The following is a 21,359-nucleotide window of genomic DNA, read 5'->3' as shown; positions in this document are numbered from 1 at the left end:
GATTTTAGTCAAATGCTTTCCCACTAACAATTTTCCTGTTCCACCAGCATCTCCAGATAGCCTGAGCCAGTAGCTATGTGAGGGGACTCTGATGCTGGGGAATGTAATATCAAAGTTATTGAATTTTTAAGTTAAATTGTCAGAGTCCCCTCGCTTTTGCTCATGGCTTGTGCGAACGGGGACGCCCAGTCGGGAGACTCTGGCAGGACATTAAGAATTAAAACTTTAAACGCCAAAGTACCCTGCTTTGCCTTTGGCTTGCGCGCACGGCCGCGCCCTGTGTAGAGGCGCTGAAGGGATATTAGAATCCTCCTCAACCCTTCCACGCTAACAACTCCCCCTCCCTCCACAATTTTGTAGAAAAAAATCCCCAATATTGCTTTGTCTGGTGCGTTATAAATCAGGCACGGAAATTTTATGATATCTGTCAATTGACGACAATTAAAAAATCACTCAGTACAACTTTTACAACAAAAATCCAAATTTACAGTCATGAAGAAATTAGTAGCAATTGCAGCAGTAGTGAGCCTTTTTACCATTAAGAGCTTTGGCCAGAGTGGCAGTAACGATGCCCGTGAGAACCTGGTTTTCGGTTTAAAAGCAGGTACCAACTTCTCGAACATCTATGATTCAAACAATGATGATTACACGGCCGACGGCAAGTTTGGTTTTGCAGGAGGGGCTTTTCTGGCTATTCCGTTGGGTAAGTACCTGGGTCTGCAACCCGAAGTGTTGTATTCGCAGAAGGGGTTCCGCCAGAGCGGTCGGTTTGTCGGAAGCAATTATGAGCTGACACGCACTACGCATTCGGTTGATATCCCGTTGCTGGTGTCTATCAAACCCAGCAGTTTTATTACTGTTCAGTTGGGGCCGCAGTATTCGTACCTGATGCGCCAGAACGATGTTTTCAAGAATTTCCTGGGTACATCGGCACAGGAGCAGGAGTTTACGAACGACAACATCCGCAAAAACACCCTGAGCGCCGTAGGTGGTATTGATTTCAACTTCGATAAGTTTGTGATTGGCACCCGTGCGGGCTGGGATGTGCAGAATAACAACGGCGACGGTACGTCAACCAATCCACGCTATAAAAATGCCTGGGTGCAGGCTACCATTGGTTTCAGATTCTGGTAAATAAAATGTTGGGGTGCAGTTGCATCCTGATAGCCGGAAATTACGTCTTAACAGGGATTATTAGTACAATTAGCAAACACCAGAGTTATGTATTACGAATTAGAAATTCTTTTGATTGTAGCCATGCTGATAGTCGGTTTTTTTGATGGCTCAGACCTGGCGGCGATTCGCAAATGGCTCACCGGGAAAGAGGTTAGCCTTAAAAAAAACAACCTGATTGAGGTAAAAGCTGAAGACAACAGCGATTGGAAGGCAGACCGGCCATAGCCATAAAATAATAGTAAAAACAGACGCCCGTTTTCGGTTTGGAAACGGGCGTCTCTTTTTTTGTCAGTCCCGCAGGCGTTCGGTGCGCGAAAGGTGGGCGGGCTTAAAAATAACGATAGTAGCTACACCCCATACGGTGATGAGCATACCCATATAATTGATGATGTTTTTATCGGCAAAGTCGGCCAGAAAAGCGATGTCGACCGTGGCATGAAAAATAGCACAGGCCAGCAGGCTGCCCTTTGAGCTGTTGTATAACCAGCTGAGCAGGATACTGCCCGTAAGGAGGCTGAACACCCAGCCGAAGATACCGGCGGCATCCATGCCGGTATAACCCGGCCTGTAAAAAAACAGCGGCAGGTGCCAGGCTGCCCACAGAACGGTGAGTATCAGGCTTGCCGAAAGGGCATTGAAGCGGCTTTGGAGGCGAGGCAGGGCAAAGCCTCGCCAGCCTACCTCTTCGCCAAAGCCAAAAAACAGCAGGTTGTAGAAGAAGAATCCGGCAAAACCCAATTCGGGGTACTCTTTGGCTACAAACAATCCGGCAAGTTGAAGCGGCGTACCCGCTGCCCAATAATTAATAACCGCCGCTGCCACCGCCAGCACAAAAGGGCTGAACAGCCCAATAAGCATATACACCACAGGTTTGGTTTGAAACATCTGCACCAGCAGTAGTTTTGTGCCGTTGGGCTTGCCGAAAATGGCAGTGGTAATGAAAGAGGCTGTCATAGGCCCCAGGCCACCCAAGGCATGATGATACGGCAGAACGGGCAAGCCGGTAATGCCCCAAACGTGGCTGTAAAGCGGAAACCATATCAACCAGCTGATAAGGTAAGCCAAAGTAAAATAAGCAAGAAGGGGTTTCATGGTGGGGATTGAGATTTGCTGTGCAATATGCCTATTAAAAGAGAAATAAAGCAAGAGCTACCCGAAAGTTTTTTTTGCTTTTTGGGATTAAAAATTATTCGCCGCATTTTATGCGGTGAATAGGGGGTGGATTCGGGGCAAACCATCTCCGGGTACGTAAATACTGTATGCGGTGCCTGGCCTTGAAACCGATTAACACGCCAGCATCCACAGTCTTTTGGGCTGCGCGCTTTGGAGGCTTTGGCAGGGTGTGTAAGGGGGGATTCTTCTCTCAACTTCGTGAAACGCTGTGCTAAACTCCGAGCCACTCCGTGGTAAAATATAGTTAGTTAGTTTTTATGCATACTTAGTAATTGGCTTTGCAGCGGGGCATACAACTAAGAATGCCCGGTGATACAAAGTTCTGAGGTTTAAACTGATTAAATGTTATACATTTTACCGGGATTTCTACCATGATTACTGGTGGAACGGTGCGCGTTATATGTTTTGAGGAGTATGTTTTTAATTGAAAGTGCCGTTAAATAACTATTTGTTGTGTATGTGCAAATTTTGTTTTTGATTGTTGGTACAGAGTATAGCAAAAAGCTTAACCTTCTCTTTATGTTTTGGCAACAGATGGCATGAATATCTCTTTTGAAAATTTAACTAAATCACCTTTTAATGTCCATGAAAAACAACTTTAAATTTTTTGTCAGTTTATTTGCCTGCTGTTTATTGGGTGTAAATGCCAGGGCGCAAGTAGCTGATAATCAGCCGAAAAAACCTCTTTCTACAATCAGTAAATTAATTGAACAGCCCGTACAAAGGCATAAGTGGGAAATAAATATCAATCTGATTCCTTTGTTTAAACTACAATGGGCTGACGATTGGGCTTACTTTTATCTTATCAAGCTGAATACCACCAATAAGGCTAATAAGCCCGGTGCAGTACGCTTCATGGCCACCCCTTACTATCTTGGAAAAAACCAATCTTTTTATGGTGATAGCGCCAACTTATTTGTAAATCCGGTAGGAAGCTATTTTCGCCCCGCTGTTGTCCTTGGTTATGAATGGCAGAAAATCAAAGGGCGATTTGTGTTTTTCTATGGGGCTGACATGAGCTGGAGGGCAGAAATAAGCAATTTTCATGACAACAAGGCAAAAAGGAAGGATGAAAACGGCATTGATGTAACAGGTACACTTCGTGATAAAACCATTAAGAATGCAGTGACGTTGTCTCCTTTCATGGGTGCCAAATATTATCTGAATCATCGTTTTTCCATATCGCTCGAAAGTCAGCTAAGGTTTCTTTATTCAAAGAAAGTTGAAACCATTACTTTTAATGGAAGCCAGATTTCGAAGGAAGTTCTCAAAGCACCAGAAATTGCCACTTTTGGATATTTTGTGTTGAATTTTAGTTACAATTTATAGAAAGGGTAATCTTGAAATCGGCATCCACAGTCTTTTGGGCTGGGCGTGGGGTAGGCTTTGGCAGGGGGTGTAAGGGGGGATTCTTCTCTCAACTTCGTGAAACGCTGTGCTAAACTCCGAGCCACTCCGTGGTAAAATATAGTTAGTTAGTTTTTTATGCATACTTAGTAATTGGCTTTGCAGCGGGGCATACAACTAAGAATGCCCGGTGATACAAAGTTCTGAGGTTTAAACTGATTAAATGTTATACATTTTACCGGAATTTCTACCATGATTACTGGTGGAACGGTGCGCGTTATATGTTTTGAGGGGTATGTTTTTAATTGAAAGTGCCGTTAAATAACTATTGGTTGTGTATGTGTAAATTTTGTTTTTGTTTGTTGGTACAGAGTATAGCAAAAAGCTTAACCTTCTCTTTATGTTTTGGCAACAGATGGCATGAATATCTGTTTTGAAAATTTAACTAAATCACCTTTTAATGTCCATGAAAAACAACTTTAAATTTTTTGTCAGTTTATTTGCCTGCTGTTTATTGGGTGTAAATGCTATGGCCCAAGTAACAGACACACAGCCCGGCAGGCTAAGTAATGCGATTGACCAGCCTGTAAAAAGGCATAAATGGGAAATAAATATCAATCTGATTCCTTTGTTTAAACTTCAATCTCCCGACAATTGGGCTTACCCTTATCTTATCAAGCTGAATACCACCAATAAGGCTAATAAGCCCGGAGCAGTACGCTTCATGGCCACCCCTTACTATCTTAGAGAAAACGAATCTTTTTATGGTGGTAACGCCAACTTATATTTAAATCCGGTAAGAAGCTATTTTCGCCCCACTGTCGTTCTTGGTTATGAATGGCAGAAAATCAAAGGGCGATTTGTGTTTTTCTATGGGGCTGACATGAGCGGGAGGGCAGAAATAAACAATTTTCATGACAACAAGGCAAAAAAGAAGGATGAAAACGGCATTGATGTAACAGGTACACTTCGTACTAAAACCGTTAAGAATGCAGTGACGTTGTCTCCTTTCATGGGTGCCAAGTATTATCTGAATCATCGTTTTTCCATATCGCTCGAAAGTCAGCTAAGGTTGCTTTATTCAAAGAAAGTTGAAACCATTACTTTTGATGGAAGCCAGATTTCGAAGGAAGTTCTCAAAGAACCACAAATTGCCACTTTTGGATATTTTGTGTTGAATTTTAGTTACAATTTATAGAAAGGGTCGGCAACCACAGTCTTTTGGGCTGCGCGCTTTGGAGGCTTTGGCAAGGTGTAAGGTATGCCCTTGGATTTGTAAAAAATGAAGGGTTTTTGAAACGGGTAGATGAAAAATCAATATATCAGATACCGCATTTTTAGCGTACCATCAATTTTACCGAGATAGGCGCCAAAATCTGCTTTGATACGGTAGGTAATCCAGAACGCGCGGGAGTCCATTTCAGGGATAATCTTTTTTTGTTGTACCTCGCGGATTTCGAGAATTTCAATGGACTTTGAAACCGGATTACCAATCGTGCTGAGTATCCAGTTTTCGCTGTTTTGTATTCCTGCCTTAAATCTGGACCTGATTTGCTCGTATTTCATCTGATTGGTTTTCAGGCTGTCGGTATTTATTTTCCTGTTGCTGATAGTTATTCCCTGTTTGCCTCTGATAACCGCAAAATGATTGTTCAGGAATTTGTATCCGCCGCCAATGTCCATATATTCGGTTCTGGCCTGATTATCAAAAGTTTCGTAAGTTTCTATTTCAGTGCCAAGCCAGTTTCCTTTAAAATACCCTTTTTCTCTTTCCTGAATGTTCTGAATGCTAATGAGGGTGTCTTTGGCGGAGGAGATTTGATTATAGGCCTTCATACTGAATTGATACTGGCCGTTGAGGTCGAGTTCAAAGATAGGGTTCGGAGTTTTGGTACTAAAGCCCATGCCTCCTGCCGACACCTGTGCCTCAAGCGATGTATAATTGCTTGACAGGCTTGTCATTTTTATAGTGCCGTTTTGAGCCGCCACCAACGCGAAATCGGTTACAGATGTGTTTTTCTGGTAGTAATCAACGGTTATTATCTGGCTTTGTGTTTTAGATTGCCCCTTTTGGTTATAAGCCGTAAGGGTTATGGTAAAGGCACCATCTTTTTTGTATTGGTAAGAGACTTGGCTCTTCGGGCCTAGGGCCTCAAGGCCTGGTACGGTTTCGTTAATTATTTTTGTGCCGTCGCCGTAATCAAGGTCATAGCTGGCAGCGTTTTTAAGGGTATTTTTTACATAAACCTCTGCTCCCAGACGGGTGATTTCAAGAGACATTGCCAATTCGGGTTCTGGCACCAGCTCTTTTGCAGGTTTGCAACTAGTTGCCAAGGCAAGCAAGAGTATAATTATGGCGTTTTTCATGGCTTTACGGGCGAGCGGTTTAATCACATCAAAGTATAATATTACGCATTAGCGGCCAGAAAATCAACTATTTGAACAATTATTTATTATAAGGTATAATACGGGCAGATGCCGAAGTAAACATGCCTGTTGGTGAAGCAAATTAACGCTTCGGCGTTTGCAGGCTTTTGCTTTTGGGCTGCGCGCATGGGAGGCTTTGACGAGGGTGTAAGGGGGGGATGCGTTGAGGCATCAGCAATGTTGGCTGCCGCTTGAACCGCGAAACTAAGAATAATTAATGGATAACCTGATTATAAAAGAATCTGCCAAATCAAATAAACACCGAAATATAAGTAACATCGGGGAAGGTGTTGGTGTTGCATTTGAGCTCCTGCTCCTGGATTAGCTTTACGAAGTTGCTCAACTGTGCCGGTTGAACTTCAGTATTGATTAAGACCGCAATACTGCTGAGGTCTTGATTATCAATGATTTCTTCTGAGTGGATGTTGCTTTTAAGTAATGCTTCTTCGACAGTCTGCCGCAGTGCATCTCTTTGTATAGCTATTTTCATAATTTATCTACCAAATAATAGGTTAGTGCGACAAATATAGAAATTGTTTAGATTTTTTCTGCATTAAAATTTAATAATTTGTTTAGACAACCGCCCGTCAATAAAGTTTAACGGCTGCAAAATTTTTTTTCTGGCGTAACGGTGTCTATATACGTAAAAAAGTTGTGTGAAAATAGTATTAAGTGTGTCTTTAAATTTAAACAAACTAATACCTTGTGTGGCATCGGTTTCGTTAAGGCTTACTTTGTTGCCTGCAAAAAGTTACAAACCCGGCCGGCTATTGTGTATGTTTTTTTTATCTGCACAAAAAAAGGGGAGTGCCTAAAAATACTTTTTAGACACTCCCTATTATTGGTAATATATGCCACTGTTAACGGTTGAATTCTTTGTTGGGCGCTTTGTCGCCCGGACTGACGTGCTGGTCGGTATCGCGGTTTGATTCCATATCCTTGTCTTTGGCTTCTTCTTCGGCCGACTCCGTTTCGGGCGTTACCGTTTCAATTTCCGGCGCATCGGCCGGCTTGTGGTTTAGGGTATCGTCTGCATCTACGTCGTACTCCTGCCCGCCTTGCCCGCGGTAGGTATTGGCCTGGTCGGGCTGAGGCGTAGTGCCGGTGCTACCTGCCTGCTGGTTGCTGCTTAGGCCCTGGCTGGCATTGTTCGGCTGGCCGTTTCCCTGGTCTGTTGCCGCAAGAGGTTGTCTGTTCTGGTTTTCCATTGTGTGTATATTTTAGTTCAGTCTTTAACATGAAAACTCTGTGCCAGCAGGGTGTCAGAATCTGATACCTTGTTTACGTATAGGTGTCAGCGTTTGATACCTAAGCTGACACCAGGTGCCAGGCAGCACGTGTGTTGGTGTCGGCCATTGACACCTAAACCATACCCTAAGCCGCACCCTAAGCTATCACCTAAGCTGCTACCATTAAATAAACTAAACAAAACGAAACTAAACTTTTTAATATAGTTATATAATAATGGGTGGTAGGGCTTCTGGTTTTGATTTAAAAAAATGAAGCCGAATGGCGCAGCGGAAGGGCATGAAAGACGTGCAACAGGAATTTAAAAAACAAGTTTTTGTGCCGGAAATATTTTTCGCTGATGTGCTTACATTATAAGTATGAAATGGTTATATTTGTTGATATAAAAAATCCAACACAACAATTTCTGCAAGATGGCAAATCTACAATTTACGGCGTCAATTGATGCCGCCCAGTTTAATAAGACATTAGATGACATAGAGAAAAAGATTAAGGGTTTGAACAGCGGTGGGTCGATTTTTAATGTTTCAAATCTGGCAGACGGAGCACAGGTAATTGAAACACTCATACAAATTGGCGACAATATTGCAAAAGTAAGAGGTGAGTTCAGAACCTGGGAGGGCCAAATGGCTGGTGTTTTAAATAGCAGGGTAGAAGCCAATGCGCTGATGGCCGAGGTGATGACGATGGCCGGTCAGTCTCCGCTTAATGTTGAAGAAATAGCTAAAGGCGCGGAAGTATTAATTGCGTTTGGCGCGGATGCCAAAACTGCTATGGCTGATTTACAAATGCTTGGCGATGTGTCGTTGAGTGTGGGTGTGCCACTTAATGAGCTTGCAGAATTATACGGAAAAATGCGGGAGAGTGGTGCTGCGTCATCAGATGAATTGACGAAAATGGCAGGGAAGAATATTCCGGTATATGAAGAATTAGCCAGGGTGTTGCATACCAATACCGATGGGGTGAAGACCTTTGCCAATGAAGGAAAGATTAGTTTTGGTCTGGTACAGCAGGCTTTTATGAATATGACCAATGTTGGCGGCATTTTTCATGGGGTTATGCAAAAAGAGGCTGAGACGGTGGCGGGAGATATTTCTGCTTTTAAAAATGCGCTGAATGGCATGCTTAATGAACTAGGGAAAAGTCAGGATGGAATTATTAATACCACAGTTGAAGGGCTTACATTTCTTGTGCAGCATTATAAAGAATTGGGTAAAACGCTGGAAGCATTAATAGCAACCTATGGGCTATATAAAACAGCAAGTTTAGTTGATAATTCAATGAAAAGTGTTGGTGCGCAAAATTTTAAAGAAATTGCAGTACAAAAGGATAACAATAGCACTGGATTAGAAAAAACTATCAGACTAAAGGTTCAAGAAGCACAGGCTAATGCTGTGAACACGACTGCCATTGCAGCAGAAACAAGAGCCAAAGCTGCAAATGCAGTTGCCGAAACGGCTTCACTAAGGGCTCAGGTTAGTTCGCTGGCTATTAAAAAGCAGACAACGGCCGCCGTCGCCAAAGCTGCTGCTGCTGAAATTGCTGCTGCAAGGCTAACGCTGGCCGCTGCCCAGGCAGACTATGCGGCCAGAGGAACTATTTCTAATGCAAAAAGTGTCGAAGCAGCTCAAAATGCGCTACTTATTGCCTCAGAAAATGGCGTTGCAGCAAGAAAAGCTGCCTCTGCGGCAGCTTCAGAGTTCAATGCTGCAACAATAGCGTTAGAAACTTCAGCCAAAAATGCCAGCACCTTATCAACAAATGCTAACATCGCAGCAGTTGAAGCAGAAGTTGCCGCAACTAATCTGGAAGCAGTAGCTACTACCAAATTAACTGCATTACAAACACTACAAATAGCAGTTACAAGGCAATTGGCCGCAGCGCAAGCAGCCTATAATGCTTCTTTGCTTTCAAATCCGATTGTTCAGGTAATTGCCCTGGTTGCAGCTTTAGGAGCGGGCATTTGGTATTTGGTTAAGGGTTTGGAGGAAGAAAATGATGCCCAGGAATCAGTAAACGATACCCTGGATGCCTCCAGTAAGAAGAGAGAAGAATTAGCTTCGAAGAATCAGTCGTTGCTGGGTGTCATACAAAGTGAAACGACTTCAACTTTAGATAAGCTGAAGGCGTACGAGGAACTTCAGGCGCTTTATCCTGTTTTGCTTGGTAAAATGACAATGCAAGAGTTTTTAACATTAGGCGTTGCGAAGGCACAAAAAATGTTGAATGATGCAGTTGATAATTATAGCCTGGATGAATTGTCAAAAAAGGTAGATGCGGCCAATAAAAAAGTAAAAGAGGCACAGGAGGAGCTTGAAAAGCTTGAGGCCAAAAAAAAGACCGGCAATGGAATGCACGGTGTTGTTGCAAGTATTGAGAATGCACAAAATATCCTGGTTAAAGCCAAAGAAGATGCAGAAAAACTGACAAACGAATTTCGGAAGCAAAAGGAAGCTATTGAAGACGCCAATTTGCCTCTTAAAGAAAAAATCAAGAAACTGGAAGCACAGAAGAAGGGTCTGGAGGAGCAAAAAAAACAAGTCGAAGGCATTCTTGAAAAAGAAAAAGGATTGGTTATTCAGGGAGAATCGTTTAATATGACTTTAGCCAATTGGAGTATTAAAAAATTCAATGAACAAATTTCCCATACTGCCAATTATTTATCCACCTTAAAGGGCATCCTTAGCTTAAAGCCGGAAGACGGTGGGAATTTTGAATCCTGGACTAAAATAAAGACCGAGAGTGAAAGATTATTAAAAGGCCTTTCGTTGAATAAAAAAGGTAGCGAAGAATGGAATCAATATGCAGCTGCTATTAAAATGGCTGATGAGGCCTTGGCCAAATATAATTTAACCAATGGAAATACCGAAAAAAAAACACCTGTTGGTAGTTTGAAATATTTTGAGAATCAAATTAGCAGAATCCAGGAAGCTCTTCAGAATAGTAATAATCTGAGTAGTAAACATTTCAAGAAGCTGATTAATGAAAAAACAGAAGCAGAAAGAAAGGCGGCCGAAATAAGAGAAAAAATTGAAAAGGATTATGCTGATGGAAGTATAACATTTTACGAAAAAATTGCTAATGACGCCAGAGAGGCTTTATCTAAAATAGCACCCACAGACACCAACAAAATCAATGAATTACTTAAAAAACAGACCGAAGCTGAAAAAAGAGCTGAAGAGTTAAGAAAGAGTTTTTCTGTTAAATCATTTGAAGAGATTATTGAGGACAAAAAAATCCAATACGAACTCTATGCCAAATGGCAGAAAGAGTATGGCAAGGAAGCTGCTGACGAGCAGTTTAAAGACCTGAAAGATGCAGGTGAGGGGTTTAAGAACTACCTGAAACAAGAAATTGCCGTGCTTGAAGCCAAAATAAAAAGTAAAACTGCCACTGCTGATGAAAAAGATAAACTCATTATTCTGAAAGCAAAAATTGAGTTAGACCCCGCTGCTCTCGATGCTTTTAAGGCGCAGGTTACTAAAATGCTTCAGGATGCGCAAAGTGAGACCGAGAAGATTTCAAGGCTGAATAATGAAAAAGATGTTGTCGGTAGTACAGTAACTGATGATAAGGAGAAGGCAGCCAAGCTGAAAGAGCTTGATGAGCAGATTAACGAGGCCCAAAAACGCAGACATGAAGAGCTGGTTGGTTTCATGTCTTCTCTGATTGGCTCGGAAGAAGAGCAACTGAAGATAAAAAAGAAATATTTTGACCGCCGCGTGGAGCTGGAAAGCCAGTATACCGACAAGCAGAGTGAGGCGTATCTGCAACAATCTGAATTGTTAAAAACCAATGAAGAGAAAGAACTGGCTGATAATAAGGCCAAAACTGTGGTGAAATCGAAGGAGTTTGAGGCTTTAACCAAGAAGATTAAAGACACAAGCAACGAAGAGACCCAAATTGTGTTGAATGCCGAGCGTGAAAAACTTAAGATTCTGAAAGATAAAGGTGCAGAGAAATCGGCCGAGTATGATGCCCAGCTAAAAGCCGTAAAAGAGGCTGAAACTAAGCATCTTGAAGAAAGTAAGAAAAAATGGAAAGCGGCAACTGATGGTGTAAAAGCTTTAGGAGATGCCTTGAAGGAAGTTGGCGGGGACGTTGCGGAAGTTGGAGCCTTTTTGTCTGAATTGACAGGACAGTTTGCAAACATTCAGGAGCTGCTTAAAAAGGCAAAAGATATGCCAGATACTAAGCCACCTTCCGCTCAGGATTATTCCTCTGCCGTTCAGGGGGTAATCAGCATGGTAAACATTGTAATTGCTTCTAATAAAAAACGTGCCGAGCAGGAGAAAAAGTTTGCGCAGGAGCGAATTGGCTATGAACATCAGTATCAAATTGCTTTGAATAAAAGCATTGGCCAGAGTTACAAGAAAGAGGGCAATATGTTCATGGACGACATAGAGTCTAAGATAAAAGCCGGGGCAAAGCAGTATCAGGATGCACAGATGAAGTTTCAGGCGGCTATTGGAAAGCTAAATGAGGGTAAAGCCAAAAAAGGCCAGAAAGATGTAATAGACGGGCAGTCTATGGGTAAGTTGATTGGCACAGGGGCGGCAACAGGTGCAATTATTGGTACAATTATACCGGGTGTTGGTAATGCAGTGGGTGCGGCAGTGGGTGCAGCAGTTGGTGCCGTAGTTGGTGGAATTACAGGGTTGTTCACCAAAAAGAAAAAGGACATTTACGGCGGGCTACTTGAACAGTATCCGGAACTGGTGAAAACCGGTGCCGACGGTTGGAAGACCATTAATGTAGATATGGCCAAGGCGCTGATTGCCAATGGGCAGTTAGACGACAACACCAAACAGCTGGTACAAACGGCGCTGGATTATGGCGATGCCATGGAGCAGTCGGCACAGCAAATGAGAGAGGGTATTCTGGAACTGACCGGTAAACTGGGAGATTCTATCCGTGATAGCCTGGTAAACGCATTTAAATCGGGCGAAGATGCGGCGGCCGCTTTCAGCAAAACAGTTGGTAATATAATTGCCGATATGGCTGCCAAATTGCTATTTACTGCTATTTTTAAAGATAATTTTGCTAAGCTTGACAAAGAAATGATGAACTCATACAGTCCTTTCGGAGACCAGGATATCACTGACGATATGGAACGGTTCAGCAAGGATGCAGTAAAAGATGTTGGATTATATACCAAAGGATTAGAGGATTTAGAGAAAGCACTTGAAAATGGCGGATTTAATGACCCCTTCGGCAAAGGTACCAACCCCAACTCTTTGTCAGGCTCTATCAAATCTGTTTCGGAAGAGACCGCCGGGGTGTTGGCGGGGCAGATGAACGCCATCCGGATGACACAGGCCACTAATCTGGACGTAAACCGTAACCAACTGCTGGCACTAACCGAGATTGCCACCAACAGCCGATTCCTGAAACACCTGGAACGCCTGGAGACCATCGAAAAGAAAATCAGCAATAATAACGGCGATATCCGCGCGGGTGGGGGGTATTAACCGCATCAGTTGCAGCGTTCATTTTTAACCGTGAGGCCTGGTGTTTTGTTGTGTATCCGGCGGCAAGGTTTTGGCCGGCAGGTACACAAAATACACTTTGGTTCACGGTTTTTGGTTTGGTTTATATCTGTTTTTATAAAATGTGTGGCATTATCAATAAGTTTGTCTTAAAAATGTCGATATTCATCCCAAAAAACCTCATACATGGTTCAGAAACACTTGGTTACTATTTTTCTGGCGTTGGCTCTGGTCTTTCTGGGCATAGCCGTATCGCTTTATCCGGGCGGCTCGCAGGCCAGTGCAACCTCTGTTGGTTATAGTTTTGCTGACAATTACCTGTGCAGCCTTTTTGGCGATACCGGTATCAATGGCGTGGCCAATCCGGGTCAGCGGTGGGCCTTTGCCGGTATGTTTTGTATGTGTGTGGGGTTTGGGGCGTTTTTTTACAGGGTAGCAGCCAAAATACCTCACCGGGGGGCCTCATTCATTATCCGTTATGGTGGTGTGGCTTCTTTTGTTTTTGCTTTCGGGGCCATTACGCAATATCACGACATAGCCGTTAGCATTGCCTGTGTGTTTGGTATGCTGGCCATGTTTTATTTGTTTGTTTTTGTGCTCAGGTCGCGCCTGCGGCTGCTAAAGCTCAATGCTTTTATCTGCCTGTTTTTCCTTTATCTGAATGCTTTTCTTTATTATGCCAGTATATGGCTGGTAGCGTTGCCCATAGCACAAAAGATAAGCTACGTTTTTTTGATAACCTGGGTGCTGGGGCTTGAATACGTGGCCACACCGGAAGATTTTGAACCACCTAAGAAAGCCAGGAACTGACAGATGACACTACAATCGCTGAGGCCGGAGAACACACTCAATCCGGTTGAGCTGCTATGTTTGATTGGCGCATGGGCATGGGTGCGCTTGAAGTTGAGCCGTCTACCTTGCCTGCCAAAGCTCAATCCGTAATCCGGCCGGGGTGGTTTATGCCTTGCAGGTGCTTTTAACACGATGGCCAGACCATTCCGAAGCCTGCAAAATTGACGAAAAACAGATTAAAGCTATCGATAGTACGCTTCTGAAGACCTTCCTGTCTGTTTCATTTCCAGCTTTTTTTACTGATTGTTGCTTCAAAACTATAATTTGGCAGGTTATTTGAGTGAGTTTTACTGACAAGTAACCTGATTGTCAAACAGCACCGCTTAATTGTTTTTTAAGCGCTAAATAGCCATGTGAATCCCAAAAAAATTGCTCCGGCCGTTAGTGCAAGCATATTTTTATTAATTTTGAACCTACCCTAACCAGAAAAACGCGCCTGATGTTGAGATTTTTTTATTTTATTTTGTTTTTCCTAGTTACTACTGTTGTTATTGGCCAGAACGATTTATCAAGCCTGCAAAGTCAGCTTAAAAATAGCAGTTCCGACACCGGCAGAATCCGGCTGTATTTATCAATCAGCAGATATTTTGAAAACAAGCGGTCAGACTCCGCCATGCATTATGCCATCAAGGGTCTGAAACTGGCCACCCACCTTCATAACAAGCCGGCTCAGGGTATGTTCCTTTATCAATTGGGGGTTATCAATATCCTTTACAGCAAATTGTCGACGGCGCATCAGGACCTGGTGCTTGCGCTCGATATTTTTACAAAGCTGAAAGACCGCAAAAACATGACGCTCACCTACGCCGAACTGGGCATTGCAGAAAGCAGAGGCGGCAATGTGGCCAAAGCGGCGGCGTATCTGCGCAAGGCCTTAGACCTGAGCATCAGTGCAAAAGACACCGTAGCTATGATTCATAGCTACCTGAAGCTGGGTTCTGTTGAAGAAATGAACAATAACCCGGCCAAAGCCCTGGGTTATTACAAGCAGGCCGAGGCGCTGAACAAAGAGCTGCCTGTTGGCAAGGTGAATCCGGCTATTCTGGAACATATAGGCAGGGTGCATCTGAACGAAGGAGACCACGCCAATGCCATTGAACATTTTAAAAAGGGAATAGAGCAGAGCAGTCATCCGGAGGGTGTAAGCAACCATATTACGTACCTGACCCGCACCGGCGACGCCTTTAGCCAGCAAGGCAACGACGACAGCGCCCTGGCGTATCATAAAACCGCTCTTGATAAAGCAGAGGAGTTTTCGATGCCCGAAGAACAGGTGATGGCACTGCTAAAAATTGCCGACATAGTAAAGAAATCTGATGCAGACAAGAGCCTTGGGCACCTGAGCTATGCACTTGGAATAGCCAGGACGATGTCGCACCAGCGGTTGCAGGCCGAGGTTTATAAAGCAATGGCCGCGATATACAGGCAGGAGAAACGTTATAACGAAGCCCTGCATGCCCTTGAGCAACAACACGCCTTGCTTGACAGCCTGTTTATCATAAATAAAGAGCAGGAGTTGTCTGGTATGCATGCCAGAAATTTACTGATAACCAGCACGGCAAGGCTTGAAAGAGAAGAGCATGAACTGATGCTGTGGTTTGGTGCCAGTGGCCTGATATTGCTGGCCCTGCTGGGTGTAACATTTATGGTATGGCGTAATGCACGCGCAACCAAGGCAATGAATGCCCGCCTGGCAGAGTCTAATCTGGTAAAAGACCGTTTGTTTTCTATCATCGGGCACGACCTCCGCGGGCCCATCGGCAATATGACTCAACTGCTGACCATTATGGAACTGGATGAGCTGGACCCCGCCGAACGCAAAGAGATTGTTGGCATTATGAAACAACAATGCGATGCGTCTTATGAGGTGCTTACGTCTTTACTGAACTGGGGTAAAATACAGTTGCAGGGGGCTGCCGTAAGCATGATAAAGTTTGAGCCTGAAGCCATTGTAAGCAAAAACATCAATGTGCTTATGAACCAGGCAAGGGCCAAGGCTTTAAACCTGAGCAACCATGTGCCTGCCGGCCTGCAGGTGTATGCCGATGCCTCTCAGTTCGACTTCATCATCCGCAATCTGTTATCGAATGCCATTAAGTTCAGCCACAAAGAGGGTAGTATTGAAGTTAACGCCGCCTCTGACGTCGACGAAGACTTCGTAGTTTTTTCGGTAAATGATAATGGTGTGGGTATAAGCGCCGAGCAGCAGCAGCAGTTTTTGCGCAGCAATATCAATGTAGCTTATGGCACCGATGGCGAAAAAGGCACCGGGCTGGGGCTATTGCTTATTAAAGAGTTTGTGCAGGCTAATGGCGGGAAAATCTGGCTGGAAAGCGAAGAAGGCAAAGGCAGCACGTTCTATTTTACGCTTAAAAAAGCCTAGTTTTTGTAGAATGACCTACAAGACAAACCGCAATAAACATTGTTGTTCTGAATAGTGAAACATAGGGTACCCCGCGTTTGCTTTACCATCAGGTACGCCCGGGCAACGCTATGTTTCACCATCAAATAAATAAACCCCGGCTCTGCAATTGTGCAGCGCATGGGTTGCAAACGGCATCCTACAAAATTAATAGCTGTAAACCGAAATGTTCATGACGCCTTTTCTGGCTGAGAATGACGACACATACCGCAGGCGTTCTTTTTCAAGAAAATTCTTGAACTTCTTTAACGATACCATCGTCGATTCTCCATCAACCCTGATGCGTATCATTACAAAAAAATCGTTCCCCAATGTGTTTTGCGCAATCAGCCTGCTGAGCTGAAGGGCCTCTGACACCTTGTTACGGAGGTTAAATGCTGCTGCCATAAGTGTGTAGACGGACTTGTTTAATGAGGTTAACTTCGCATAGTACAGGCAGAAACTGCTGCGCGGAAGCACAGTTTCATAAAATTGAAATGGCGGGAAGAATCCCGCCAAAACTAAAGCAGTCGGTCAGTAAGACAGAAGGCTTTTCATGGCTATAGGTATATCTAATTAAAATTAAAACTTCTCAATAACAATTCAAAATTATTTTGTAGAAATTTTATTAATAATATGATTTTTTTTAGAAGCAATTGTCGGTATAGTTTTCATTATACTTTACGACACAACTGATTAAATGGTTGCGTGGGTATCTGATTTTTTTTTCAGCAAGCCCGTTTTCTTTTTTAGAGGCAGGCAAAAAGCAGAAAAAACAGGCAGGGCAAGATTATTTTTCGCCTAAAAACTTATATTTGTTTTCTGCAAACAAACTATTACCCAAATACTAATTGAATGAAAAAAAATCTGCTCTTTCTTCTGCTGGCGCTGGCTGCCTGTAAAAATCAACCCAAACAAACGCAGGAAATAAAAGGTTTTAGCGAATACGCGGTTGATGTGCCGGGTGTAAAGACCTTCTACGACAAAAAAGGCGTACTGGCCGACAACGGCATGGTAGCTTCGGCGCATCCGGTTGCCTCGCAGGTTGGGGTAGATATCCTGAAAGCCGGTGGGAATGCCATAGATGCGGCCGTGGCTACGCACTTTGCGCTGGCGGTGGTGTATCCGTGGGCGGGCAATTTGGGCGGCGGCGGTTTTCTGGTGTACCGCGATAAAAAAGGTGGCACTTTTACGCTCGATTTCCGTGAGAAAGCCCCTGCCAAAGCACACCGCGATATGTATCTGGATGCGAACGGGAATCCGATTGCCGGGCTGAGTATTCTGGGGCATCTGGCCAGTGGGGTACCGGGCTCGGTTGATGGTATGGTAACCATGCACGAGCGGTTTGGCAAACTACCCTGGGATAAAGTGGTGGCTCCGGCCATTGCGCTGGCAAAAAGCGGTATTGTGCTAACCGAACGCGAAGCCGTAGGGCTGAACCGCGTACGGGGCGATGTGCTGAAAGTAAACGCGGCCGGGTCGCCGTATTATATAAGACCAGACAAACAAGACTGGAAAAAGGGCGACACGCTGGTGCAGGCTGACCTGGGCCGGATGCTGGGCCTGATACAGACACGTAAACGCGCCGGATTTTATGAAGGCGAATGTGCCGACCTGCTGGTGAAAGAAATGGAACGCGGCAAGGGCATTATTACGCACGACGACCTGAAGAATTACCACTCGGTATGGCGCGATGCCATTGTTGATAAATACAAAGACTTTAAGATAATTACCATGCCGCCTACGTCGAGCGGGGGAGTAGCCCTGATGCAGCTGATGAAATTTGTAGAGCCATACCCCATTAAACGCTGGGGCTGGAACAGCGACTCGACCGTGCAGGTTATTATTGAGGCCGAACGCCGGGTATATGCCGACCGCGCCAAATGGCTGGGCGACCCCGACTTTGTAAAAGTGCCTGTAAAACAACTGACCGACAAAGCCTATCTGAAAAACCGCATGGCTGATTTCTCTTTCGACAAAGCCACCGACAGCAAGGCCGTAAGCGGCGGCACAGTGCCGGGCTATGAAAGCAGCGAAACTACGCATTATTCGGTGGTTGATAAAGACGGCAATGCGGTGTCTATCACCACTACGCTCAACGGCGGTTTTGGCAGTAAGGTGGTTGTGCAGGGCGGTGGTTTTCTGATGAATAACGAAATGGACGACTTTAGTATTAAAGCCGGTGTGCCCAATATGTTTGGCCTGATTGGCAACAAAGCCAACGAAATAGCCCCGGGCAAACGGATGCTGTCTTCTATGACACCCACCATTGTTGAGAAAGACAATAAGCTGTTTATGGTAGTGGGTACGCCGGGTGGGTCTACGATTATTACTTCGGTTTTTCAGACCATCATCAACGTAATTGAACACGGCATGACCATGCAACAGGCCGTAAACGCCCTGAAATACCATCACCAATGGTTGCCGGATAACACCACTTACGAGAAAAACGCTTTTAGCGAGGCCACCCTCAACAACCTGAAAGCCAAAGGCTACAAAATGGTGCCAATGGTGGGTTCTCTCGGGCGTATGGACTGCATCATGCTTCGCCCTGATGGCAGGCTGGAGGGCGGCTCAGACCCCCGCGGCGATAACACCAGTATAGGTTATTAATACTTCTGTTTAAAGATTTTGCCAAGCACCTCTGCCTGCGGGTGGGGGTGCTTTGTGTTAATTTTGCCGGAATATCTTGCCGGGGTTGTGCGCTAAAAAATAAACTTATAAGTTGATTTTATGAAAATTGGTAGTATATTTGCTGTTGATAAATCAAAAAAACTCTATTCGGTTGCTTATGACGGCCAATCAAATGAGTTTCAACGGCTGTTAAATTTGTGGATTCAGGATATTGAATTTCTGGCGCAGTTTTTTGAAACGCATGAAAGTGATTTATTGAGCGGTTTTTTTGGGAACATGAGCATGGAACAAGCCATAGAATTGACTCGCAGAGAAGCCGTAAAATTGAGAAATCAGTTTTACAGAATTCTAAACAGTAGCGATGCCGGTGCAGAGAACCTTCAACAAATTTTTAAGCCCTTAAGCAACACCGACTACCAACTGAAACCACTGGCTAAGGAGAAATCAAAAAGAGGGTGGCTCAGAATTTACGCTATCCGCATTAGTGCCGATGTATATGTGGTTTCCGGGGGAGCCATTAAGTTAACAGCCACCATGAATACCCGGCCTCATCTTTTGCTTGAACTTCAAAAGCTGGAGGCAACCAGACAGTTTTTAAAGGAAAACGGATTAATTGATGAATCTAATTTTGATTTTGTTGAGTTTGAAATTTAAGCAATATGGAAAATGAAATACTGATTGAAAAACTGGATAAAATTGCCAATGTGGATACCTCATGGCAGGATGAACACCTTTACTATCAGGAGAACAAATCATGGCTTGACCGTTCGGCTAAAATAGCTATTCAGGTTTTAAGTGTTCTGCGGAAGAATCGTAAAGCAAATCAATCTCCGGCCACGCAAAAAGAGCTGGCTGAGTTGCTGGGTATCAGCCCGCAGCAGGTAAATAAAATTGTGAAAGGCAATGAAAACCTGACGCTAGAGACCATCAGCAGGCTTGAAAACGCCTTGTCTGTGCAGTTGATAACGGTTGCCACACCTGCTGTTGCCGCAATTGATGCGCCTGTGGCTTGGGTTGCCGAGGATGAGGTTGGGTACACTGCTGGTTTGGATGCTGATACCATAGTGGGCGCTAAGGGAGCGCCGTCAAAAGAATAGTGATACTCAATCTGCTGTTCTGTTTCCTTCAGCTTCCCAATCCCACATTCTGATGTACTGAACTTCTTTTTTAGGTATAATTTTTACTGTTCCATCCATGTATTGCACCTTCACACTTTCCAAGGTCAGATATTTCGCAACCCGTGAATAAACAATGTTTTCAAATTCATAAAATCCAGTATCGTCTTTTTCTACGGGGCCTATACCTCTAACCGTTTTTGTAGCTATTTTATCATGGACTGCATTTGATACTGTTGCCGTTATATAAATGTATTTAATAGCCTTTTCGCTCAGATTCATGAAAGCGATATTAAAGCCAATGCCATAATCACTTCCGGTTACATCATGCTTAATTATCATCAAATTATGTTTTCCTATGGCATTGTAGTTCATTACCTTCACTGATTTTGCATATTCTTCTTCAAAAACTACAATTAAGTTTTGGTTCTTATAAAACCATTCTACGTTGCCATCACTATTTGTCCCGACTTCTACCGGATTACCGAACACATCCATCAGATACTTTTTGGTGAGCTTTTGCTCCTTTATCATATCTGTTAAATCAAAATAATAGCTGTAAGAATTGAGATAAGCAGCATAATCATAAGAATTGATGATTTCTTTTATTTTTAAAGGATTGGTCTTAGGATCCAAAAGCAATAAAACCGGCTTATTAGAAAGCCTTTTGAAGTAGACCTCACCATTGCTACGGCTGTGAGTATTTGTTTCACTAACCCCCAGAGAATCGAGAACCGCAGCAATTGTTTTGCCCTTCGTATTTATTTTTTTACCATCGGGAAGATAAAATTGTCCATAAGTAGTAACGGTTGCCAGCGCAAAAGACAGGATGAGTAGTATTTTTTTCACAGTCTGATTGTTAAATTTTTATTGATTGTTGTTTCATTGCCAAAATAAGTAAAATCCTGGAAATTGATTATTATTTTTTTGTTTCCAATAAAGAATTTTGAAACTATCAATTTACTCAATGTAAAGGCTTAATTTTGCAGATACATGGTATGTTCTTTCATTCAGTTTTATCCTCAAAATGAAAATCTTTCTTAACCTGCTTAAATGGGTATTGGTGCTGGCTTTGGTGGTGCAGTTTACGCTTACTATTTCTTTGTTTGGCAGTGGGTATGAGATTGCTACCAAGAGATTATGGCCCGACATCCGCAATATTGTGGTGCTGCTGGCTTTGCTGGCCGGGGTTATTTACTGGAAAAAGAAAAAGGCCTGATACCCGCCTGCTTTGGGCATGCTACACATTTATCTTCACGCAATTCGTTTTTTTTATGGTGTCTTCCCGGCTGCCATAGCCGGTACTCCCTTACTGCCTAAAACCTGCTTACAGGGTGCGCCAAGGCCGATTTCTGCTTACCACGGGGAGGTAAATTTTGTTTTTATAGAAAAAAAATGTATCCGCCCGGAAATTATATTTTCCGTTTAATAAATTTCTTATCCAACAAAATAGAAATATTTCTACATTTATCTGTACAAAATCAATTTATTGTTAGG

At 43.6% G+C, this 21,359-nt stretch carries 17 protein-coding genes; 11 read left to right on the top strand and 6 right to left on the bottom strand.

Annotated elements, in window-relative coordinates; genetic code table 11:
• Positions 1 to 492 precede the first annotated feature (492 nt).
• Complete coding sequence (locus NZ848_RS17875; RefSeq protein ID WP_259016670.1) at positions 493 to 1,134, top strand: porin family protein; 642 nt, start codon at positions 493 to 495, stop codon at positions 1,132 to 1,134.
• An 87-nt stretch (positions 1,135 to 1,221) separates the two neighbouring features.
• Positions 1,222 to 1,401, top strand: a complete 180-nt coding sequence (locus NZ848_RS17870; protein WP_259016669.1) for a hypothetical protein — start codon at positions 1,222 to 1,224, stop codon at positions 1,399 to 1,401.
• 63 nt (positions 1,402 to 1,464) lie between these two features.
• Here NZ848_RS17870 and NZ848_RS17865 read toward each other — a convergent pair whose 3' ends face one another.
• Positions 1,465 to 2,268, bottom strand: coding sequence for a CPBP family intramembrane glutamic endopeptidase (locus tag NZ848_RS17865; protein WP_259016668.1), 804 nt, complete (start codon positions 2,266 to 2,268; stop codon positions 1,465 to 1,467).
• 666 nt (positions 2,269 to 2,934) lie between these two features.
• Here NZ848_RS17865 and NZ848_RS17860 point away from each other — a divergent pair.
• Together NZ848_RS17860 and NZ848_RS17855 are read left to right on the top strand one after the other, a co-directional pair.
• A complete protein-coding gene (locus tag NZ848_RS17860; RefSeq protein WP_259016667.1) occupies positions 2,935 to 3,678 on the top strand; it encodes a hypothetical protein in 744 nt (247 codons plus the stop codon).
• A 547-nt stretch (positions 3,679 to 4,225) separates the two neighbouring features.
• Entirely contained in the window at positions 4,226 to 4,894 is a 669-nt protein-coding gene (locus NZ848_RS17855; RefSeq protein ID WP_259016666.1) for a hypothetical protein, read from the top strand.
• 116 nt (positions 4,895 to 5,010) lie between these two features.
• Here NZ848_RS17855 and NZ848_RS17850 read toward each other — a convergent pair whose 3' ends face one another.
• From NZ848_RS17850 to NZ848_RS17840, 3 genes are all read right to left on the bottom strand, one after another.
• Positions 5,011 to 6,063 carry a PKD domain-containing protein gene (locus tag NZ848_RS17850; RefSeq protein WP_259016665.1) on the bottom strand — a complete coding sequence of 351 codons (1,053 nt, stop codon included), beginning with the start codon at positions 6,061 to 6,063 and terminating at the stop codon, positions 5,011 to 5,013.
• 310 nt (positions 6,064 to 6,373) lie between these two features.
• On the bottom strand, positions 6,374 to 6,613 hold the full coding sequence (locus NZ848_RS17845) for a hypothetical protein (RefSeq protein WP_101726559.1): 240 nt from the start codon (positions 6,611 to 6,613) through the stop codon (positions 6,374 to 6,376).
• Between the two features lie 370 nt (positions 6,614 to 6,983).
• On the bottom strand, positions 6,984 to 7,331 hold the full coding sequence (locus tag NZ848_RS17840; protein WP_259016663.1) for a hypothetical protein: 348 nt from the start codon (positions 7,329 to 7,331) through the stop codon (positions 6,984 to 6,986).
• Between the two features lie 453 nt (positions 7,332 to 7,784).
• Here NZ848_RS17840 and NZ848_RS17835 point away from each other — a divergent pair, with 453 nt between their 5' ends.
• From NZ848_RS17835 to NZ848_RS17825, 3 genes are all read left to right on the top strand, one after another.
• Positions 7,785 to 12,842: a tape measure protein gene (locus NZ848_RS17835; protein WP_259016661.1), complete on the top strand. Its 5,058-nt coding sequence runs from the start codon at positions 7,785 to 7,787 to the stop codon at positions 12,840 to 12,842.
• A gap of 204 nt (positions 12,843 to 13,046) precedes the next feature.
• A complete protein-coding gene (locus NZ848_RS17830) occupies positions 13,047 to 13,670 on the top strand; it encodes a hypothetical protein (protein WP_259016660.1) in 624 nt (207 codons plus the stop codon).
• Between the two features lie 481 nt (positions 13,671 to 14,151).
• A complete protein-coding gene (locus tag NZ848_RS17825) occupies positions 14,152 to 16,095 on the top strand; it encodes an ATP-binding protein (protein ID WP_259016659.1) in 1,944 nt (647 codons plus the stop codon).
• A 186-nt stretch (positions 16,096 to 16,281) separates the two neighbouring features.
• Here NZ848_RS17825 and NZ848_RS17820 read toward each other — a convergent pair whose 3' ends face one another.
• The gene (locus tag NZ848_RS17820) at positions 16,282 to 16,521 is read right to left on the bottom strand and encodes a hypothetical protein (RefSeq protein WP_101726565.1); all 240 of its coding nucleotides are present in this window, start codon (positions 16,519 to 16,521) and stop codon (positions 16,282 to 16,284) included.
• A gap of 447 nt (positions 16,522 to 16,968) precedes the next feature.
• On the opposite strand from NZ848_RS17820, the gene ggt reads away from it, so the two are divergent.
• The 3 genes from ggt (at position 16,969) to NZ848_RS17805 (ending at position 19,844) form a co-directional block, all read left to right on the top strand.
• Entirely contained in the window at positions 16,969 to 18,726 is a 1,758-nt protein-coding gene (ggt, locus tag NZ848_RS17815) for a gamma-glutamyltransferase (RefSeq protein WP_253523624.1), read from the top strand.
• Between the two features lie 120 nt (positions 18,727 to 18,846).
• Positions 18,847 to 19,401, top strand: coding sequence for a hypothetical protein (locus NZ848_RS17810; RefSeq protein ID WP_259016657.1), 555 nt, complete (start codon positions 18,847 to 18,849; stop codon positions 19,399 to 19,401).
• 5 nt (positions 19,402 to 19,406) lie between these two features.
• Positions 19,407 to 19,844 (top strand): helix-turn-helix transcriptional regulator, encoded by a 438-nt coding sequence (locus tag NZ848_RS17805; protein WP_259016655.1) that lies wholly within the window; start codon positions 19,407 to 19,409, stop codon positions 19,842 to 19,844.
• Between the two features lie 6 nt (positions 19,845 to 19,850).
• On the opposite strand, the gene NZ848_RS17800 is transcribed toward NZ848_RS17805, so the two are convergent.
• A complete protein-coding gene (locus NZ848_RS17800) occupies positions 19,851 to 20,711 on the bottom strand; it encodes a spherulation-specific family 4 protein (protein WP_259016654.1) in 861 nt (286 codons plus the stop codon).
• Positions 20,712 to 20,889: 178 nt separating this feature from the next.
• Between NZ848_RS17800 and NZ848_RS17795 the strand changes: the two genes are divergently transcribed.
• Positions 20,890 to 21,081 carry a hypothetical protein gene (locus NZ848_RS17795; protein WP_253523602.1) on the top strand — a complete coding sequence of 64 codons (192 nt, stop codon included), beginning with the start codon at positions 20,890 to 20,892 and terminating at the stop codon, positions 21,079 to 21,081.
• Positions 21,082 to 21,359: the final 278 nt, after the last annotated feature.

This window comes from Emticicia fluvialis (genome assembly GCF_024793945.1).
Lineage (GTDB): Bacteria > Bacteroidota > Bacteroidia > Cytophagales > Spirosomataceae > Emticicia > Emticicia fluvialis.
Note: the sequence above shows the minus strand (reverse complement) of the source record. Positions and strands in the feature narration are given on the sequence as shown.

Excerpts from the sequence above, each read along its gene's own strand:
- NZ848_RS17875 (WP_259016670.1), top strand. The coding sequence starts at position 493 with ATGAAGAAATTAGTAGCAATTGCAGCAGTAGTGAGCCTTTTTACCATT.
- NZ848_RS17870 (WP_259016669.1), top strand. The coding sequence starts at position 1,222 with ATGTATTACGAATTAGAAATTCTTTTGATTGTAGCCATGCTGATAGTC.
- NZ848_RS17865 (WP_259016668.1), bottom strand. The coding sequence starts at position 2,268 with ATGAAACCCCTTCTTGCTTATTTTACTTTGGCTTACCTTATCAGCTGG.
- NZ848_RS17860 (WP_259016667.1), top strand. The coding sequence starts at position 2,935 with ATGAAAAACAACTTTAAATTTTTTGTCAGTTTATTTGCCTGCTGTTTA.
- NZ848_RS17855 (WP_259016666.1), top strand. The coding sequence starts at position 4,226 with ATGGCCCAAGTAACAGACACACAGCCCGGCAGGCTAAGTAATGCGATT.
- NZ848_RS17850 (WP_259016665.1), bottom strand. The coding sequence starts at position 6,063 with ATGAAAAACGCCATAATTATACTCTTGCTTGCCTTGGCAACTAGTTGC.
- NZ848_RS17845 (WP_101726559.1), bottom strand. The coding sequence starts at position 6,613 with ATGAAAATAGCTATACAAAGAGATGCACTGCGGCAGACTGTCGAAGAA.
- NZ848_RS17840 (WP_259016663.1), bottom strand. The coding sequence starts at position 7,331 with ATGGAAAACCAGAACAGACAACCTCTTGCGGCAACAGACCAGGGAAAC.
- NZ848_RS17835 (WP_259016661.1), top strand. The coding sequence starts at position 7,785 with ATGGCAAATCTACAATTTACGGCGTCAATTGATGCCGCCCAGTTTAAT.
- NZ848_RS17830 (WP_259016660.1), top strand. The coding sequence starts at position 13,047 with ATGGTTCAGAAACACTTGGTTACTATTTTTCTGGCGTTGGCTCTGGTC.
- NZ848_RS17825 (WP_259016659.1), top strand. The coding sequence starts at position 14,152 with ATGTTGAGATTTTTTTATTTTATTTTGTTTTTCCTAGTTACTACTGTT.
- NZ848_RS17820 (WP_101726565.1), bottom strand. The coding sequence starts at position 16,521 with ATGGCAGCAGCATTTAACCTCCGTAACAAGGTGTCAGAGGCCCTTCAG.
- ggt (WP_253523624.1), top strand. The coding sequence starts at position 16,969 with ATGAAAAAAAATCTGCTCTTTCTTCTGCTGGCGCTGGCTGCCTGTAAA.
- NZ848_RS17810 (WP_259016657.1), top strand. The coding sequence starts at position 18,847 with ATGAAAATTGGTAGTATATTTGCTGTTGATAAATCAAAAAAACTCTAT.
- NZ848_RS17805 (WP_259016655.1), top strand. The coding sequence starts at position 19,407 with ATGGAAAATGAAATACTGATTGAAAAACTGGATAAAATTGCCAATGTG.
- NZ848_RS17795 (WP_253523602.1), top strand. The coding sequence starts at position 20,890 with ATGAAAATCTTTCTTAACCTGCTTAAATGGGTATTGGTGCTGGCTTTG.